The following is a 17,231-nucleotide window of genomic DNA, read 5'->3' on the forward strand; positions in this document are numbered from 1 at the left end:
CTCGGCCAGATCAGCCCGATCACCTACGAACAGCGATCAACTACGCTGGCCACCGCCGCATAACAACCGGTGTCCACGATCAAGGGTGAAGCCCCCCGGCCCCCGACGGCACGCCATGAGTCTCACAGTTGTCGCAGACCAAATGCACGTCGAGGCCAGCGGGCACCGCCTTGTCGATGCGGATCAGGAACTTCTTGAACTCGATCGCCCGGTGGCGACGGTGCAGTGCCGATATGACGGTGCCATCAGCGATGTTGAAGGCGGCGAACAGGCTGGTGATGCCGTGCCGGTAGTAGTCGTGGGTGCGCCGCTCGGGCATGCCGGGCATCATCGGCAGCACCGGCTGGGAGCGGTCCAGCGCCTGTATCTGGCTCTTCTCATCCACGCACAGCACGACGGCCTTCTCGGGCGGGTGGTGGTACAGGCCGACAACGTCGACGACCTTGGCGACGAACTGCGGGTCGGTGGAGAGCTTAAACGCGTCCTGGAGGTGCGGCTTGAGGTCGAACTTCTTCCAGATCCGCCCGACTGTCGATTTCGACAGGCCGGAGTGCTTGGCCATCGAGGCCCGCGACCAGTGCGTGTCCTTGCCCGGGTTGGATTCCAAGGTCGAGGTGAGCACGTCTTCGACCTGGTCGAGGAGGATCGAGGGCGGCCGGCCGGGACGCGGCTCATCGGTCAGCCCGTCCAGCCGGAAGCGGATGAACCTCGACCGCCATCGGTTGACCGTCCCATGGGCGACACCGAGTTCGGCAGCGATCTCCTTGTTCGTCCCGCCTTCCGCGCACCGCAGCACGATCTTCGCGCGCAGCGCCAGGTACTGCGCGGTCTTCGCCCGTCGCGCCCAGCGGGTCAGCTCTGCACACTCCTCGACGGACAGCACCAGCTCCGGCTTGCGCCGACCCGGCCGCGGCGCATCCGCCAGACCCGCCAGTCTCCGGCCCGCGAACCGGGAGCGCCACTTGCGCACCGTCTCGGTACGAGAGCGGCTCCTGACGAACGATCTTCTCTGCGGACTGCCGCCCACGACCAGGGTGAGTCCCCCGAGCACGGGTCACACCAGCCCATTGACCTGCACGGGAAGATGACGCGGGCCAGTGAGGACTACGGCGAGCAGGTGGCCGAGTTCCACGCGATGCCCGAGCACTTCAGGGAGTACTCCGCCCGCATCGACGACCGGGCCACGGGTAACAACCGGTTCGACCAGATCTGGACGATCCCGGACAGCGATCCGCCCAAGTTCGTCGTCGTGGAGGCCAAGGGATCTCTGGAGGCCGAGCTCGGCCAGCGACGCGGCCTGCCGCCGGAAGGCTCCGACCCGGACTCGTCGCCCAACAGCCCCGAACCGGATCAGACCGATGGCGAGCAGAACGACGGCCAGGACGTTCAGGACGATCCACGTCCTGGTGTGCCCAATGACCGTCAGGGTACGCGCGAGTACTTCGAGACGATCCTGCACGAGATGGAGCAGCGGTCGCAGAGGATCCTCGCCGACCCCAAGAAGAGCGAAGCGGAGAAGCTGGCCGCTGTGGAAGAGGCAAAGCTGGCACACGCTCTCGCCGACGCTCTCGAGGACGACCCGTGCCGGGTCAAGTACATACTCGTCAAGGGCAACGCCGACAAGGAGGGCAACCACAACGGCTACGAGATGAAGCAGTTCGACACCCGGCCGCAAGCAGAGAAAGACAGAGAACGAAACAATGACCAGGATTCCGAGGCATGACGCGCGCTCCACAAGCCACGTAGAGCTCCAGCTGGAAATTGCGAACAGCGGATTCTGGCAGAAGGTCGGTTTCCTCAAGAAGAGTCCGTCCTGGTTCTCGAATGCGCTGGCAGGGGCCGTGCAGCTGTTGAACCTGCGCTGCTCGGTGGACGCCGAGGAGGACAAGGTGGAGACCTGGGAGGCCTGCGTCACCGCGATGCAGGTCGGGTCCGCCCTGTTTACCTCGGCCCGCGCCACCGCCGACACCATCGAATGCCGCATCGGCCACGAGATGCGCACGATCCGCGCAGGCGCACTGTCCCGGGCCCACGCGGGGAACTGGCTGACCGCCTTCTGGCTGGCCGCCGTCTGCCGTGAGGCGACGCGCATGACCGAGCTGTGTCAGTTCCCGGTCGCCCTGCTGCGAGAGTCCGGCGCCACCTTCGACGCGTACATCTACGACTGGGTGGAAGCCCTCCAGGCGTACTGGCTCAACAGCCCGGAGTTCGGAGACAAGCTCGTGGCCGCGGTAGAGGGCACGGACCCCGATGTGTTGCGGCACGCGCCGCGCGACAGCGTCCTCAAGATCATGTATCCACCCATGAACCTTCTGACCCAGTTGGCCCGCGGCGACGAGGAAAGCTTCAACCGCGAGCTCGCCAACGCCCTCGAATGGCACAAGGACTACTGGACCCGCGACGAGGATCGCGCTCTGGACGCCGAAGGCCTCACTGCCCTGGGCCCGCTCGCCGTCTCATGCCTCGCCCGCGACAAGGGCTTCAACATCACCGTCGAATCCGAGTACCTGCCCAAGTACCTCCTCGACGGCGGCTGGGTCAACGAGTTCCCCACATATTGATCCGAAACGCTTTGGTTTCAGGCTCGTTGACGGTGTGTGAGTGATCTGGTGGGGGATGCGCGGGCTTGGTCGCCGGACGCGCAGGAGGCCGTGCGGTTGCTGGCAGTGTCCGCGCTGGTGGAGGGCCGGGACCGGGTAGAGGTTGCCGCCCTGTTCAAGGTGTCGGCCAGGGCTGTGGACAACGGCCGGCGGCCGGGACGCACTGCTGTCCCGTCCACGAGGCCGTCGCGTGGGTGAGCACCAGGTCCTGTCCGAGGCCGAACAGGCCGCCGTCCGGCGCGCCCTGGCGTCGACGCGGTCGCCCCGCACGTCGCCGAGCGTGACCCCGCCGCCCGCCACCGTCGATGAACCTCCAGAACGCGCCGCGGGTTTCTACCCCCGACGCACTACTGGGCCGTGTTACGTGATGGTGTCGGCAGCCCTTGTTCCCGGCTTCACCGGTTTTCGGGCCAGGAGGTACGCCTGCTGACCTTGCCGGGGTTTCTCCTGCTCATTTGGCTCGCGGATCAGCCGGGCGTCCACCGTCAGCCCTGTCTGGCTCAGCAGCTCTGCGATGCGGTCGGGAGAGACCCAGTAGACGTCGAGGGACAGCTCGTGCCCGTATGCATTCTCCAGGTGCCGGAGCCTGTCGCCGGCCTTGAAGGCAATCAGCAGATGGCCGCCTGGAGCCAGCACGCGGTGGAACTCTGCGAACACAACCGGCAGCAGCTCCGGAGGGGTGTGTGCGTACTTCCTGGCCGTCGCCCAGGTGGTCACGGACGTGCCCGCAAGGAGACAGCGCGCGGCGGCGCGGCCTGCAGCGGACTCGTCGACGGGGTTCTGGGCAGCGGCCAGGCCTGGCCGCAGGCGGTGATACCGGTAGCGGATCGCGGGGTCACGCCGCAGCAGCCGAGATGCGGCACGCGCCAGCGTGTCCGCGCTGCACCGGCCCCGAAAGTCTTCCACGAGGAAGAGCTGTGGCCAGCTGAACAGGATTTCCTGCTTGCGGCACGGCGAGCCCTCAACATCGCCAGCTGATGCGGGCCCATGGGTTCACCATCACGCTTCAAGGCCCCCTCATCCCATGCCTGCCGCGTGACTACTCACAGCGCAAAGCGAGTTAGGGAGGCCAGGGGCGGCGCTTGAGCCGCCCTCAGCCGTCCTGCCAACGGCAGGGGAGCCGGTTCCCATCTGCCGGCCCAGTCTCTGCTCAGCAGGGGCCTGGGAAGGCATTAGCGGCGGCCGCCGCAGCTTGGCTGCTCGCCCAGGCCCGCCGGGAGAACGGCCCGACCTCATCGACCCGTTGCTTGAGGCTGCCCTTGACTGGTTCGCCCTGGACCGGACCGCTACTCAGGTCTGAGGTTCCCCCCGGGATGCGGAGCGTAGCGGCGCGGGAAGGAAGCCCGCGCCGGTGTGCCTGTGCTCGGATGGGTGGTCACCGAGTTCCCCTGTTCCACGTGCCGCGGCAGGCGCCGGCCCGCGGTCAGCGCCGGGCCGATCCCTGGCGAGTTGCGCGGGTCCAGGGTGAGCCGACTCGGATACGCGGTGCGAAGTTCGCAGCATGGCAGTATGGCTGTCTTGTCACAGATGATTCCCCTGGGTACGCCCGCGCCGGGCTTCGCGCTTCCCGATCTGGCCGGCCGGACTGTCCGCCGTGACGACTTTGCCACCGCTCCTGGGCTGTTGGTCGCATTTTTGTGCAACCACTGCCCCTACGTGCGCCATGTCGAGGCCGGGCTCGGCAGGCTGCTCGCCCGGTACCCGAACCTGGCAGTGGTGGGCGTCTGCACCAATGACGCCGACGCCTATCCGGACGACCGGCCCGAACGCCTGGCCGAGCAGGCCGGGCGGGCCGGCTGGACCTTCCCGTACCTGGTAGATGCCGACCAGACCGTCGCCCGGGCTTACCAGGCCGCCTGCACGCCGGACTTCTTCCTCTACGACGCCCAGCGCCGGTTGGCCTACCGGGGAGCGATGGACAAGTCCACACCGGGAAGCGGCAAGCCGGTCACCGGTGAACTGCTGGACGCCGCGATCACTCACATCCTGGCCGGTCAGCCGGTCCCCGAACCCCACCGACCGAGCATGGGCTGCTCCATCAAGTGGCGACAGTGATCACCGCTCTCTTCGAGGAGACGCCCAGGGACATCGTCACCATGGGAACACCCCCTTGGCTTTATCGAGCAGTAGTGGTGACGTCACTTGTCGATGGGTTTGGGAGGCACCCGGATCCACGGTCGGGTGATGTTGATGAGTTTGGGAGGCACGAGGGCTCTTTGCCAGGACAGCACCGGGATGCTCGGGTGGAAGGTGCTGCTCATGCCGCAGATGTCGATGGCCGAGGTGTACGGCGATCCGGTGTGATCATCGTGGCGGCATGTCAATGCGGGAGCTTGAGCGCACGCACAGCGTGACCTGGCGAACGGTGGAAGGAGTTGGATTCGTCCTGGCCGGAGCCGGGGACGAAACCCGGGCTCCGCGCGGCGCAGCTGTATTACGCGGTCTTAGGACCGCAGCGCATGCCGATGTAGACGCAGCCCGTGCCGTCCTCCAGCGTGGAGAAGACCACGGGCATGTAGTCCTCGCTGAATGCCGCGCCCACTCCCGTGCCGGCGAAGACCGTCCCGGTGACCGGCACCAAATCGATCTCCAAGGGCTCGGAGAAGTTCTTCATGCCGTCGACGAACTCGTACACCGCGTGTCCGGCGCCGTTTCGTTCAGTCACGGTGATGACCACGCCCTCGCGCCGGTACGTGCCGACGAGAGGCGCGAGGTCGACCACGGGCGGCTCGGCCGGCGGGGCGAAGGGCTCCGGCATCGTCACCCCGGCCAGCTCGGCGAGGAGTTCCCGGTAGAGCGCCGCGTACAGCTCGCGCGCCCCGCCGCCGTTGGTGAGCAGCGCAACCGCGACGCCTGCCGAGGGCACGACGCGCAGGTAGCCGTACTGCCCGATGGAGGCGCCGTCGTGGCCGTAGCCGTGGACGCCGTCCCAGTCGTACAGGGTCCAGCCCAGCCCCCAGCCGTCCGCGCTGACCGTCCACTTGTCGGGGGAGTCGACCACGCGCCGCTGCATCAGCGCGACGGTTTCCTTGGACAGCACGCGCGTGCCGTCCTGCGCCACGCCGCCGTTGAGGTGCATCCCGGCGAGCCGCGCGACGTCTCCGGCCGTGGCGATGACTCTGCCGTACGGTCCCGCCGAGCGCGGCATCAGGTCCCAGGCGGGCGCCGGGTCCGGATCTTGTCCCGCCTCGCCCAGGTGTCCCATTGCCGCACGGAACCGCAGCGCCTCCTCGGGAAGCGTCATGGTGTGTGAGACGCCGAGCGGTGTGAGGAGCAGGTCCTTGAGGGCCTCGTCCCAGACCTTGCCGGTCACGACCTCGATGACCCGGCCGAGCACGTTGTACCCGACGCTGCTGTAGGAGAGCGCGGTGCCGGGCGGGCAGTCGAGCGCCACGTCCTTCGCGGCCTCGACGTACTTGGCGAGGCAGTCGTCGCCGCGCCCGCTGTCGTGGGTGAAATCGCAGGTGAGGCCGCTGGTGTGGCTGAGCAGTCGGCGCGTGGTGATCGCCCTGGTCGCGTCGGGGTCGGCGACAGAGAACTCCGGCAGCACGTCGACGACCGGTGCGTCCAGGTCCAGTTCACCTGATTCGGCGAGCCGCATGATCAGGGTGGCCGTGTAGATCTTGGCGATCGAGCCCATCTGGAAGACGGAGTCGGTCGTCGCCTCCACGCCCGTGCCTCGGTGGAGCACGCCACTGGCCAGCTCGTGGACGGTCCCGTCGACGAGGATTGCCAGCGACGCAGCCGGGACGTGGTGCTCAGCGCGCAACGTGTCGAGGCGGGCCTGCCAGTGGGCGAGGTCCAGCTTCCGGCCCGCCGAATTCCGGCTCCCCCACTCGCCGTTGACGTTCCAGCTGCCCTGCTTGTTCCAGTTCACGGCATTCTTCGACATGTCGGCCCCCACTCGATGCGTACGGCGTTCTCCAGTGCGAACACCGTACGCACGTAGAACGATGTACGCAAGGTGCGTACAGTGTGCGCTAGAGTCCGGAGGAGGAAGCCGGACAAGCAGAGACGAGGGGCGTATGCCAGCCGACAAGAAGCCGACCGCATCGGTGTGGACCCGTCCGCGCCGCCCACAGCGGGAGCAGCTGACCCGCGAGCAGATCGTCGCCGCGGCGATCGAGCTGCTGGATGCGGAGGGCATCGAGGCGCTCAGCATGCGCAAGCTCGGCACCCGCTTGGACGCCGCGGCCACCTCCCTCTACCGGCACGTGGCCAACAAAGACGAGCTGATCGAGCTGGTCGTGGACGACGTCTACGGAGAGCTTCAGGTACAGGCCGCCGCCGACCGCACCCAGTGGCGCGCGGCAGTCACCCGCACCGCCACCGATCTGCGGGCGATGACCCTGCGCCACCCCTGGATCGCCCCCGAGCTGGGCCAGGTCGGCCTCATCCACATCGGCCCGAACGCCATGCGGATGGCGGCGGGGCTGCTCGCGCAGTTCGAGGCCGCGGGCTTCCCCCCAGACGAGAAGGACCGGGCCATGGGGACGCTCACGGCATACGTTGTCGGGATTGCGACCTCCGAGGCCGCATACCTCTCACTGATCGCTCGCAGCGGCAGAACCGAGCAGGAGTGGGTGGCGGGCCTGCGCCCGGCCTTCGACGAGGCCGCACAGCAACACCCGCGGCTGCGGGAGGGAAGCTCCGCCCGGCAGGACCTGCACCCGCAGCAGATCCGCGACGACGACTTCACGTACGGGCTCGACCGGGTCCTCGATGGCCTGACGGCCCGGCTCGACGCCTGAGCGACGGCAAATCTCACCGACATTCGGCAGCCATCACCCTGGAAACCGCTGCCCGAAGTCACCGATAAATGCCTCCCGCTGACACGTACAAAACCACCCGCTCGACCCACCGAGTGAGGTGGACTCGGGGGCTTCACAGCTGCAGTCCCGCGGAGCAGGCAATTTGCAGACCGAGCCGGCCATCCGTGACAGAAGAGACTCAAAAGCGGGCCGGCTTCACCTCTGCCCACAACGCCATCTCATCGGCGCTGGTCCAGAGGAGGCCTCAGCCCCGGCCTCACTCGGCGCCTGGCTGACCTGTTCGGCCGCCCGGAGCCGATCATCAAGGACTGGATCAAAGCAGGCCGCGAACGCGGCTACCTCTCCCCCGCCGTCCCAGGCCGCCGAGCCGCTGGCCCAGGTCCCCTCCTCAGCCACCCCGAGGGCGGCTCCCGTACTCCGTCGGCTTGAACTCAACAACAGCTGCCATCTACAGGGGGCTTACCCAGCTGTCAGGGGGCTTGCCCGGGGCGGAAGCGGGAGAGCCACCCACCAGACACCCAGGGCAACGGACGCGCCGATCGCCGCTACGCTGAACACGCCACCCTGGGCTCGGGCAGAAGCCCCGCAGGGACGCTCTCAGGCAGAGAGCAGCAGGACCGCCGACCGCGAGGCGCGCGCCACCCCCACGCGGACGACACCACCACAGGTGTCCGCCGTCTCTGTTCCTCCGCCTCGTAGGAGACTCCCGATGGCTCGGGACCCGCACCCGCACTCCCCCGTACCCGCCCGACCCGAACCGCCCGGCCCGCCCAACGCAGGGCTGCCGTCAGAGGCCCCGCTGCTGTCGGTGCACGCCGCCGTGGTGTTCCTGGCGGCCGTCATCATCGGCCTCGTCATGGGTGGCCTCATGTTCCTCCACGACAAGTCCGTGCCCGCGGCCGTGGCGACGGGCCCGGTGACCGCTGCAGGCAGCGTTCCCGTGCTGCACAAGCTGATCGGCTGACCGGCGGCGGACGCCGGGTGCACCCGCTGCGCCCGGCCCCACCGCCTCTCGGACGTCAGGCGTCGCTGAACTTGTGGGGCGGGGCCGCCGCGCCACTCCACCCACTGGAGGTCGTCCAAGATGGCCTCGGGTTTGGCGACGCCGACACCCTCGAGGAACACGACCAGGTCGTGGTCGCTGTGGGCGGTGCCGAGGATCTCGTCCCGGCCGCTGCTGTGCACGGTGACTCTCCGGCCGCCCGAGAGCGAGGGTCGGTGCACGACGATCGGCGCGCTGGTCACGCCTTCCAGCGTGCCCCCGGGCCGGTTCGCTGGGCGAGTCAGCCCGGGGGCGTCGGGGAGTGAGGCTGTGCTGGCCGGTGGCAACGTCGGGCTGTGGTCCGGGAACCCTTAGCGGCTGAAGAGGGGCGCTTGGCAGACTTCGGCGTGTTGCAACGGCACAGCAGACATCGCGGCAGCACCTCATCTCCCAGGTCCTGCTCAGGCAGTTCACGATGCCCGGAACCAGGGGCAGCGGCTGGCAGTTGCTCCCATTCGACCTGCGCAACCCCGGACGCTTGCGCAAGCTGAAGAGCACCCGCGCATGCGGCTGGGCCGAGAACTTCGTCGCATTCGACTCTGCATCCGCTGAATACCGCGCCCAGCTTGCCGTCCACGCGGACGAGCGGGTGCTGCTGCGCTCCCGGCAGGGAACAGACATGACGGCATCGTTTCCCGAGAGCCGGGCGGCTGCCCTTGCGCAGCTGCCGTCGGACACCGGGCTGGACGGCGTTATGTGACCTGTGGGGGTGTCTCAGCCCCCGAGGTGTCTCAGGCGGCGCCGCTCCCATAGACGAGACGTGACGGGCGTCGCGGCCACGTGCCGCAGCGGCCGCTCAGAGGTTGCCGTCCAGGAACTTCCGTACCTCGGCGATGGTCATAGGTCCCGTGCCGTGCGCCACCGCCTCTCCCCTCTTCAGCAGGACGTAGGACGGGGCTCCGGTGATCCCGTATCGCTCGGTTGCGGCCGGACAACGCGTGATGTCGGCGCGGACGACCGTCAGGCGGCCCGTGTAGTCGTCGGCGATTCCACCCACGACGAGGTCCATCACCCGGCAGGGCTCGATTGCCTTGGGCCATGTCCCGGTGAAGTATGCGAGGACCGGAACTTCGCTCATCCCGAGGATGAAATTGAACTCCGTGTCCTCACGGGGTCGGTGAACCCGCTTCGCCATTGTGCTCCTGACCTCACGTCCGTTATTCCATCCCCATCATCCCTCGCGCGGTGTGTCAGGCCGGCCCGGTCGGTCGTCCGGTTGACCTGTCGGAAGGGAGGCACGGGGCCGTCGCAGAACCACGGTGGTCCCCGGCGCGAGCGGCCCGGCCCCCGCCCCTGGTGACCCGGCCTGGCCGCGCCGCCGGTCGCCCAGCTGCAGCCCGCCGCGCGCCCGTGCGTCAGCTCGTGCCAGGACAGCGCCCTCCACGACGACATGAAAGCCGTTTTCCAAGGCATAGCCGACCAGATCACCGATCAGCTGCTCGATGAGCGCGTCGATGAGCGGGCCGGTGCGCATCGTCCACCGGATCCAGTCGAGCCGTATCCGCTACCGCGCTTCTCAGAGACAGCGAAACCCCGACGGGCTTCCCGAGGCCTTGTCTAATCTTCACGTCAACCCCCGGTCTCAGCTGGCTAATACCGCTCTTCCCCGGGGCCGCATGAGCCAGCTGAATGGCACCGAGAACGAGGCACGATTCTTGGACCGCTCGCGGACGCAGTCGTGGACGGTCGAAGTACGCGTCAGCTAACCCGAAGACCGACCGCCAGCGTCAGTTCAAGGACCCGGTGTGGCGATGCGAGATCCGGAAACAGCTCCCGCAGCTGCGACATCCGGTAGCGGACTGTCTGGGGATGGACGAACAACGCCGCCGCCACCTCGTCCCGCCTGCCCTGGTGCAGCAGCCACGCCCGCAACGTCTCCTCCAGCCGCCGTGCCGTCGCGACAGGCAAGGTCCGCAACGGCGCGAGGGCTCGGGCACGCAGGTCTGCGAACGCGTCCACGTCGGCGCTCAGCACCAGCTCGGGCAGGTGGTCCTCGGTGTCGCGAATATCCGAGGAGAGGGAGCGCGCGCGTACGGCTCGTGCGTACGAGGCGGACGCACGAGTCCATGGCCGGGCCGGGCCGACCACTGCGGTGCGGTCGGTCAGCTGCCGCAAGAGATGTGATCGGTCGGCATCGGGAACGAGCAGCACACCGGTGGCGTCCGGCAGATCGTCGAGGACGAGGGTGCTCGGGTCGAGCGCGCGGTAGACAGGCCGGGCCTGGGCGGCGGGCAGCAGGACCGCGGTCAGCGAACCCGGAGGCTGCCACCCGGCCCGTTGAACAGAGGCCAGCAGCACGTCCGGGCTCGCGCCGGCGAGAAGGTCGCGAGCCAGGTGTTCCAGGTGGCGCTCCTGGTCCCTGCCCCGGGCGGCCAGTTCGTCGGCGTGGCCCGCGGCGCTCGCGGCGGAGAGCTCGTCGATGTAGGCGAAGGTCAGCTCGGCGAACTTGGCGACCCCGGCGGCGGGCAGACCTGCGGGTACGGCACCCGCTGCCAGGCATCGCCAGGCCACGCGGGCGCCGACGCGGTAGGCGCTGAGTAGGGCGTCCATCGAACGGCCGTCGCGCACCTCGCCGCGGCCCAGCTCGTAGGCTGCGTCACCGGCGTCGCCGCCTGTGGCGTTCCCGCTCGCGAGGTCCAGGTAGTGCCCCAGGGCGGTGCGGACGGCTCGGCGGATGGTGGCGCCCATGTGGCCCGAAAGGGCGTTGGCGTAGGGAGGGACCTCGTCGATGATCGCCTGGACGACCTCGTCGGCGGTGGTCTTCAGCGCGGCCCGAAGTGCGGTGACCGTCGTCTCATCCAGGGCCAGTTCGCTGGCCCTCCGGATTGCATGGCTCACGTTTCTATTCCCTGCGAACAATTCAGCCAGCCAGATTTACGTCCTGCGGTCAGGACTTTACGCCTTGAGGCGCAGCAAGCTGGAGTCATGACGAGTGCAGCCCTCCGCAGCAGGGCGTGGAAACTGCTGGAGATGGTCACGACGCCGCTGCTGCCGTCGGACTACCTCGACCTGGTCAGCCCGCTGCGTGCGGGTGCTGACCTGTGTGGGCGCATCGAGGCCGTGCACCCCGAGACGGGTGACGCCGCGACTATCGTGATCAGGCCGGGACGGGGCTGGCGCAGCCACACAGCCGGTCAGTACGTGCGGATCGGGGTCGACGTCGACGGGGTGCGCCTGTGGCGTGCCTACTCCCTCACCTCGCCGACAAACCGCCAGGACGGCCGCGTCACGATCACCGTGAAGGCGATCTTGGACGGCAAGGTCAGCAACCACCTTGTCTTCAGGGCGAAACCGGGCACGCTGATCCAGCTCGACCAGCCGGCCGGTGACTTCGTGCTGCCGCAGGCCAAGCCCGCCAAGGTGCTCTACCTGACGGCCGGCAGCGGCATCACGCCCGTGATGGGCATGCTGCGCGACATCGAGTTCGACGATGTCGTCATGGTCCACTGCGCGCCACAGCCGCAAGACGTGATCTTCCGCAACGAACTGCACGAGCTGGTCGCGGACAAGAAGCTGCGGCTCACCGAGGTGCACACCGACACAGACGGCATGCTCGACATCGCCCGTCTCGACGAACTCGTGCCCGACTGGGCCGAGCGCGAGACCTGGGCTTGCGGGCCCGCGGGCCTGCTCGACGCCGCCGAAGAGCACTGGACCGAGCACGGCGCACAAGAGCGCCTGCACACCGAACGCTTCCGCCCCAGCGTCGTCGTCGCCGGCGACGGCGGCGAGGTCACGTTCAGCGCCACCGGCAAGACCGTCGACGCGAACGGCGCCACGCCGTTGCTGGACATCGGCGAAGAGGCCGGCGTGCTCATGCCCTCCGGGTGCCGCATGGGCATCTGCTTCGGCTGCGTCACGCCGCTCAAGGCGGGCGCCGTCCGCGACCTGCGCACCGGCGAGATCACCGAGGCCGAGCCGGGCGTCCTCATCCAGACCTGCGTGTCCGCCGCGGCGGGCCCCTGCGACATCGAACGGTAGGAGCACCTTGACCGCCATCGACCCCACCGCCCACCTGAGCGCGGAGCAGATCGAGGAGCTTGGCCGCGAGCTGGACGCGATCCGCGACGAGGTGATCGCCGGCCGCGGCGAGAAAGACGCCGCCTACATCCGTAAGGTCATCTCGGCGCAGCGCAAGCTCGAGCTGGTCAGCAGGGGCGTGCTGCTGTTCTCGATCTTTCCGCCCGCGTGGCTGCTCGGCACCGCCGGTCTGTCCGTGGCGAAGATCATGGACAACATGGAGATCGGCCACAACGTCCTGCACGGCCAGTGGGACTGGATGCGAGACCCGAAGATTCACTCCACCACTTGGGAGTGGGATCACGTCTCGCCGTCCGAGCAGTGGAAGCACTCGCACAACGAGCTGCACCACACGTACACCAACGTGATCGGCAAGGACAACGACCTCGGCTACGGCATCATGCGCGTCGACGAGGACCAGAAGTGGCACCCGTTCCACCTCGGCCAGCCGCTGTGGAACTTCATCAACGCCTGCTTCTTCGAGTACGGCATCGCAGCGTACGACCTGGAGCTCGGCAAGAACCTGCACAAGCGCCGCCGCAAGAACCCGGAGTTCCGCGCGCGGGCCAAGGCCGTGGGCCGCAAGATCCGCAAGCAGGTGCTCAAGGACTACGTGATCCACCCGCTGCTGTCGGGCCCGTCGTTCCTCACCACGCTCGCCGCCACGTTCACCGCGAACCTGGTCCGCAACATCTGGTCCCACTCGGTGATCATGTGCGGGCACTTCCCCGAGGGCGTGCAGGTCTTCGAGCGCCGGTCGATCAAGGGCGAGACGCGCGGCCAGTGGTACCTGCGCCAGATGATGGGCTCGGCGAACATCAGCGGCAGCAGGGCCATGCACTTCATGACCGGCAACCTGTCGCACCAGATCGAGCACCACCTGTTCCCGGACCTGCCGAGCAACCGGTACGCCGAGGTCGCGGTGAAGGTGCGCGCGCTGTTCGAAAAGTATGAGCTGGAGTACGTCACCGGGCCGCTGCCCAAGCAGGTGTTCTCCGCGTGGCGCAAGGTCTTCCGGCTCTCGCTGCCGAACAAGAAGCCCAAGGTCAAGACGCCGGACCGCGAGCAGGAGCTCGTCGCGGCCTGATTCCCGGTATTGGTTCAGATCTTTCGGCCGTACCGGCGGCACCGCCGGTTTCGGTGAGATCCGTTGCGGACGGTGGGCGGCCGCGACATCAGACCCTACGACACGGGATCCGGGGCAGCTCAGTGTCCGGCTGCGCTGCCTGGACGTGCGCCAAAAGCTCAGCACACAGCCCCCGGCGAGGCGTTGTAGTGCTGACCTGCCGTGGTCGGGCCGGTACAGGAGCGGCATGCCCGGGAGCTGGCGGGGGCGAAGCTCGTCGCGCGCATGGAACACATCGCCGACCTTCAGCGGGCGCTGCTCCCGTTGACTCCGGCCCCGGACCGGGCCGCCCTCGAATCCGCGGCCGCATCTGTGCCGGAGCAGACCCACCGGCAGTCGGTAGCCGGACCGGAGGGGGACGAGCAGCGCTCCCGGTGGTGGCGGCGGCGCTGACGCGCGAACGCGGCGGCGGGCGGCACCCGCCGGGCAAGAAGTCGGCGGCGAAGAAGACGACGGGGCGCAGGACCAGCGCCTAACCGTCTCGACGGGGCGTTCCGACGCGGGCGCGGCCGAGAAGCGCGGCCGCGCTCACTCGAAGATCCGCAGCTCCGAGTCCGGGCGGCAAAGGGCACAGGCCTCGACGCCGTCGCCGATCCACCGGATCGCCTCTTGCCCCCTCGCAGCGATTCCTAATGCCGTCTGTCAAGCCGCGAGGGCGGTCGGTGGCGTGAGCTCGTAGCACCGTCCGTCACGGAGGAGGGCCCAGAGGACGTTGACGCGGCGGCGGGCGAGGGCAAGGACGGCTTGGGTGTGGCGCTTGCCCTCGGCGCGTTTGCGGTCGTAGAACCGGCGAGATTCCTCGGACCTTCGGATGCTGAACAGCGCGGAGGTGTAGAGCACGCGCTGGAGCCGTCGGTTGTATCGCTGCGGGCGTCGCAGGTTCCCGCTGATCTTGCCGGAGTCGTGTGGGACCGGTGCGACGCCGCCGAAGCCGGCGAGGCGGTCGGGGGTGCCGAAGACGGCCATGTCGCCGCCGGTGGCGGCCAGGAACTCGGCGCCGAGGATGATGCCGAGGCCGGGCATGCTGGTGATCACTTCGAAGTGCTGGTGGTCGCGAAACCGGGCCTCGATGAGCTTGTCGAGCTCGGCGACCTGCTCGTTGAGGGCCATCACCTCCTTCGCGAGCGTGTGCAAGGGGTGCAGGTCGCGGCGGATGCGGACCTGGTCGGCGATGACGGCGGCGTCTTTGGCGTCGGTCTTGCCTTCGCCGCGGTAGCTCTCGGAGGCGCGGTGGATGGCCCGGCCGGAGATGTAGTGCACCGGCTGGTCGTGGTTGAGGAGGATGCCGATGGCCAGGGCGGCTCCGCCGTCGGCCAGGTCGATTCCCCAGTTCACCTCGTCGCCCAGGGCCAGGACGTCGGTGAGGAGTTCGAGGAGTTCGGGCTCGTCGTTGGCGACGCGTCGTGACAGCAGCCGGTGGCCGCTCTCGTCGATCGCGACGCAGTGGTGGTGGGTCTTGCCTGCGTCGATGCCGGCCCAGATCGCGGCCATGTGGTGCCTCCGTGCGGTGGGGTTGCTGGTGCCTCCCGACGGACGACCTCGCTGTCGATTCCCTACGGAGCGATCATTCGCAATTCCTAATTGGCAGCCGAGTCGTCGTGGGGCGTCGGGCGGCCAATCAATGCAAGCCACAAGCGGCAGAAGGTTGAAAGCCACACCCGACGTCCCTGGGTGGGCCAACCATACGAAGGGCTCGCCCGGTCCCGCAGAACAACGTAGGGAAGGTTGAGCGCGTGCCAACCGGTCTTAGCGGTAGGGCTCCAGCGCTTCCCGGTGCGGTCGGTGCAGCTTGCGTACGGTGCCGCAATTCCGCACAGGCCGGTCAACGCCCGCACTACGATGCGCGGATGAACGAGTTGGCGCCGGCCGCACGGCGCACCCTGTACCAACGCGGGCCGCTGCGCCGTGCGCTGCTGGACACCTCTGTACTGACCACGGACATCATCGCGGCCACCCGTCGGCGGGACCCGTCATCGTTCGTCGCCGGGGCGCGGGCAGGGACGGTGCGGTGCCTGATCCCTGTTCACGTGTGGGAGGAGGTGCCGCGGGTGCTGGCCGACCGGCACCGCGAGGGCGGGCGGTTCGACCTGGGGCGGGCACTGGAGCTGTGGCAGTCCCGGTACGCCCCTGTCCTGTACGTCGTGGACACCGCCGGCCTGCCGATGACCCCCGAGGCAGAGGTTCTCGCCGGACGGGATGCCTCCGATGTGCCGATGCTGCTGTTGGCCGGGGTGATCGCCCCGGTGGTCATCATCGGGACCGATGCGGACCTGGTCGACAGCGGGCTCGCGGTCAAGGAGTGGCGGGAGCTGCGCTCGGCCCTGGGGGACGTGGGGGTGACGGAGGGCAAGATGATCGACCTGGAACGGCAGGCCAGCGTCTTCCTGAACATCACGGAACACCTGATCAAAGGGATGATCCAGCAGAGCAGCCCGAAACGGCTAGCGACCGCAGCGCTGGTGGGCACGGCGGTGGCCGGGGCACTGTATTGGCGGCAGCAGAAGCGCCCGCGAGTCCCCTCGCAGCGGCAGCCGGTGTGGCCGGTGATGCTGGAGCACGTCTCGACGCGGATAGCCGCACACGCCGAGCGGCACACCCGCGGTGAGGACCGGTGGCGGCAGGCGGAGCTGGGGACGCCCAGCGACACGCTGCTGCACCGGGTCGCCCGGACATTGGTCGGGTCCCGGGAGCCTCTGACCCGTACGGTGATCGTGGAGCGCCTGGGCCAGGCTGTCCCCGGTGCCGGGCACGCCGAGCGGATGGCGGCTGTCCGGGACGTGCTGACCGCCCACGCGATGTTCGTGAACGTCACGGGCCGGGGGCACTGGCAGGTGGGCCGCCTTGGCCAGTCCGGACCCTGACCTCGCCACCGTCCCTCGTCCAGGTCACCACGGGCCGACGGCCGCTCGCCGTCTCCTCGGCAAGTTCGATGACGGCGCTGGGGTGGCTGCCATGGGTTCCCACCCACGACCGAAACTTGTGCTCAGCGATCTCGCCGCTCTCCCACACCCCCGAAACAGACGGGCTCGGAGGCGGCGAGAACCGCAGCGTCACGCGAAATGTCACCGGCGCCTCCGCCAGCACCTCGTCGAGCACGCAGCCGCCCTAGGCATCGACATGGAGATCACCGCCCGCAGGCCTGGGACCAGGGGGCTTCACCCCGATCCCGAAGCGGTGGGCGGTCGAGCGGACCTACGGCTGGCTCATGCTCCACCGCCGCGGCCCAAGCTGGAGCGCTACGGCGACATGCTGTTCCTAGTGCTGAAGTCGATCGTCTACGTCGACCACGAGAAGGTCACCGCGACCAGTGAGATCGTCGACACCGGCGAGATCATGGTCTTCGCCGGCCCCGGCTACGCGATCACTGTCCGCCACGGCAGCGCCCCGTCACTGGACGGCGTACGCCAGCAGCTCCAGGACGACCCGCGGCAGCTGGGCTGCGGCCCCGCGGCCGTCCTGCACGCGGTCGCGGACATGGTCGTCGACCGCTACCTCGAGGTGGCTGATGCCTTCGCCGGTGATGTCGACACCCTGGAGAGCGAGGTCTTCTCCCCGGACCGGCCCGTCGACGCCGGACGCATCTACCAGCTCAAGCGCGAACTCCTGGAGTTCAAGCGCGCCGTCATGCCGTTGGCGTCAGCTTTGCAGCGCCTCAGTGAGGGCACCGTCCC

General features: G+C 68.5%; 19 protein-coding genes and 3 pseudogenes. 13 read left to right on the forward strand and 9 right to left on the reverse strand.

Going from position 1 to position 17,231, the window contains the following annotated elements; genetic code table 11:
- Nucleotides 1–79: 79 nt before the first annotated feature.
- A complete protein-coding gene (locus tag ACWIHY_RS38505; protein WP_454381311.1) occupies nt 80–1,051 on the reverse strand; it encodes an IS630 family transposase in 972 nt (323 codons plus the stop codon).
- A gap of 33 nt (nt 1,052–1,084) precedes the next feature.
- Between ACWIHY_RS38505 and ACWIHY_RS38510 the strand changes: the two genes are divergently transcribed.
- Both ACWIHY_RS38510 and ACWIHY_RS38515 read left to right on the forward strand, forming a co-directional pair.
- Nucleotides 1,085–1,723 carry a hypothetical protein gene (locus tag ACWIHY_RS38510; protein ID WP_454381312.1) on the forward strand — a complete coding sequence of 213 codons (639 nt, stop codon included), beginning with the start codon at nt 1,085–1,087 and terminating at the stop codon, nt 1,721–1,723.
- The gene (locus ACWIHY_RS38515; RefSeq protein WP_454381313.1) at nt 1,701–2,561 is read left to right on the forward strand and encodes an immunity 49 family protein; all 861 of its coding nucleotides are present in this window, start codon (nt 1,701–1,703) and stop codon (nt 2,559–2,561) included. Before ACWIHY_RS38510 ends, ACWIHY_RS38515 begins: the two co-directional genes overlap by 23 nt.
- Nucleotides 2,562–2,960: 399 nt before the next feature.
- Here ACWIHY_RS38515 and ACWIHY_RS38520 read toward each other — a convergent pair whose 3' ends face one another.
- Complete coding sequence (locus tag ACWIHY_RS38520; RefSeq protein WP_454381314.1) at nt 2,961–3,506, reverse strand: hypothetical protein; 546 nt, start codon at nt 3,504–3,506, stop codon at nt 2,961–2,963.
- Nucleotides 3,507–4,109: 603 nt separating this feature from the next.
- Between ACWIHY_RS38520 and ACWIHY_RS38525 the strand changes: the two genes are divergently transcribed.
- A complete protein-coding gene (locus ACWIHY_RS38525) occupies nt 4,110–4,655 on the forward strand; it encodes a thioredoxin family protein (RefSeq protein ID WP_454381315.1) in 546 nt (181 codons plus the stop codon).
- A gap of 379 nt (nt 4,656–5,034) precedes the next feature.
- Here ACWIHY_RS38525 and ACWIHY_RS38530 read toward each other — a convergent pair whose 3' ends face one another.
- Nucleotides 5,035–6,492 carry a serine hydrolase domain-containing protein gene (locus tag ACWIHY_RS38530; RefSeq protein WP_454381316.1) on the reverse strand — a complete coding sequence of 486 codons (1,458 nt, stop codon included), beginning with the start codon at nt 6,490–6,492 and terminating at the stop codon, nt 5,035–5,037.
- A 133-nt stretch (nt 6,493–6,625) separates the two neighbouring features.
- Here ACWIHY_RS38530 and ACWIHY_RS38535 point away from each other — a divergent pair, with 133 nt between their 5' ends.
- Together ACWIHY_RS38535 and ACWIHY_RS38540 are read left to right on the forward strand one after the other, a co-directional pair.
- A complete protein-coding gene (locus tag ACWIHY_RS38535; RefSeq protein WP_454381317.1) occupies nt 6,626–7,351 on the forward strand; it encodes a TetR/AcrR family transcriptional regulator in 726 nt (241 codons plus the stop codon).
- Between the two features lie 730 nt (nt 7,352–8,081).
- Complete coding sequence (locus ACWIHY_RS38540; protein ID WP_454381318.1) at nt 8,082–8,336, forward strand: hypothetical protein; 255 nt, start codon at nt 8,082–8,084, stop codon at nt 8,334–8,336.
- 77 nt (nt 8,337–8,413) lie between these two features.
- On the opposite strand, the pseudogene ACWIHY_RS38545 reads toward ACWIHY_RS38540, so the two are convergent.
- A pseudogene (locus tag ACWIHY_RS38545) lies at nt 8,414–8,617 on the reverse strand (hypothetical protein); the annotation flags it as partial.
- A gap of 275 nt (nt 8,618–8,892) precedes the next feature.
- Here ACWIHY_RS38545 and ACWIHY_RS38550 point away from each other — a divergent pair.
- Nucleotides 8,893–9,114 (forward strand): hypothetical protein, encoded by a 222-nt coding sequence (locus ACWIHY_RS38550; RefSeq protein ID WP_454381319.1) that lies wholly within the window; start codon nt 8,893–8,895, stop codon nt 9,112–9,114.
- Between the two features lie 96 nt (nt 9,115–9,210).
- Here the strand turns inward: ACWIHY_RS38550 and ACWIHY_RS38555 are convergent, their stop codons facing one another.
- The 3 genes from ACWIHY_RS38555 to ACWIHY_RS38565 form a co-directional block, all read right to left on the reverse strand.
- Nucleotides 9,211–9,549 carry a thioredoxin family protein gene (locus ACWIHY_RS38555; protein ID WP_454381320.1) on the reverse strand — a complete coding sequence of 113 codons (339 nt, stop codon included), beginning with the start codon at nt 9,547–9,549 and terminating at the stop codon, nt 9,211–9,213.
- A gap of 36 nt (nt 9,550–9,585) precedes the next feature.
- On the reverse strand, nt 9,586–9,888 hold the full coding sequence (locus ACWIHY_RS38560; protein ID WP_454381321.1) for a hypothetical protein: 303 nt from the start codon (nt 9,886–9,888) through the stop codon (nt 9,586–9,588).
- A gap of 224 nt (nt 9,889–10,112) precedes the next feature.
- Nucleotides 10,113–11,252 (reverse strand): PucR family transcriptional regulator, encoded by a 1,140-nt coding sequence (locus ACWIHY_RS38565; RefSeq protein ID WP_454381322.1) that lies wholly within the window; start codon nt 11,250–11,252, stop codon nt 10,113–10,115.
- Between the two features lie 87 nt (nt 11,253–11,339).
- On the opposite strand from ACWIHY_RS38565, the gene ACWIHY_RS38570 reads away from it, so the two are divergent.
- The 4 genes from ACWIHY_RS38570 to ACWIHY_RS38585 are packed head-to-tail and all read left to right on the forward strand — an operon-like array spanning nt 11,340 to nt 13,953.
- The gene (locus ACWIHY_RS38570; protein ID WP_454381323.1) at nt 11,340–12,395 is read left to right on the forward strand and encodes a ferredoxin reductase; all 1,056 of its coding nucleotides are present in this window, start codon (nt 11,340–11,342) and stop codon (nt 12,393–12,395) included.
- Nucleotides 12,396–12,402: 7 nt separating this feature from the next.
- Entirely contained in the window at nt 12,403–13,521 is a 1,119-nt protein-coding gene (locus ACWIHY_RS38575; protein WP_454381324.1) for a fatty acid desaturase family protein, read from the forward strand.
- A 58-nt stretch (nt 13,522–13,579) separates the two neighbouring features.
- Nucleotides 13,580–13,828 carry a DUF6207 family protein gene (locus tag ACWIHY_RS38580; protein ID WP_454381327.1) on the forward strand — a complete coding sequence of 83 codons (249 nt, stop codon included), beginning with the start codon at nt 13,580–13,582 and terminating at the stop codon, nt 13,826–13,828.
- Nucleotides 13,723–13,953, forward strand: a complete 231-nt coding sequence (locus tag ACWIHY_RS38585; protein ID WP_454381329.1) for a hypothetical protein — start codon at nt 13,723–13,725, stop codon at nt 13,951–13,953. Before ACWIHY_RS38580 ends, ACWIHY_RS38585 begins: the two co-directional genes overlap by 106 nt.
- Before the next feature lie 135 nt (nt 13,954–14,088).
- Here the strand turns inward: ACWIHY_RS38585 and ACWIHY_RS38590 are convergent, their stop codons facing one another.
- Together ACWIHY_RS38590 and ACWIHY_RS38595 are read right to left on the reverse strand one after the other, a co-directional pair.
- Nucleotides 14,089–14,187: a DUF6233 domain-containing protein gene (locus tag ACWIHY_RS38590; RefSeq protein ID WP_454381328.1), complete on the reverse strand. Its 99-nt coding sequence runs from the start codon at nt 14,185–14,187 to the stop codon at nt 14,089–14,091.
- Between the two features lie 15 nt (nt 14,188–14,202).
- The gene (locus ACWIHY_RS38595; protein WP_454381325.1) at nt 14,203–15,051 is read right to left on the reverse strand and encodes an IS110 family transposase; all 849 of its coding nucleotides are present in this window, start codon (nt 15,049–15,051) and stop codon (nt 14,203–14,205) included.
- Between the two features lie 356 nt (nt 15,052–15,407).
- Between ACWIHY_RS38595 and ACWIHY_RS38600 the strand changes: the two genes are divergently transcribed.
- The 3 genes and pseudogenes from ACWIHY_RS38600 to ACWIHY_RS38610 all read left to right on the forward strand — a co-directional run.
- Entirely contained in the window at nt 15,408–16,421 is a 1,014-nt protein-coding gene (locus tag ACWIHY_RS38600) for a PIN domain-containing protein (RefSeq protein ID WP_454381326.1), read from the forward strand.
- A gap of 214 nt (nt 16,422–16,635) precedes the next feature.
- A pseudogene (locus tag ACWIHY_RS38605) lies at nt 16,636–16,780 on the forward strand (IS5 family transposase); the annotation flags it as partial.
- Nucleotides 16,780–17,231, forward strand: a pseudogene (locus ACWIHY_RS38610) (CorA family divalent cation transporter); the annotation flags it as partial. The pseudogenes ACWIHY_RS38605 and ACWIHY_RS38610, both read left to right, overlap by 1 nt.

This window comes from Streptomyces sp. NPDC055287, assembly GCF_053646035.1.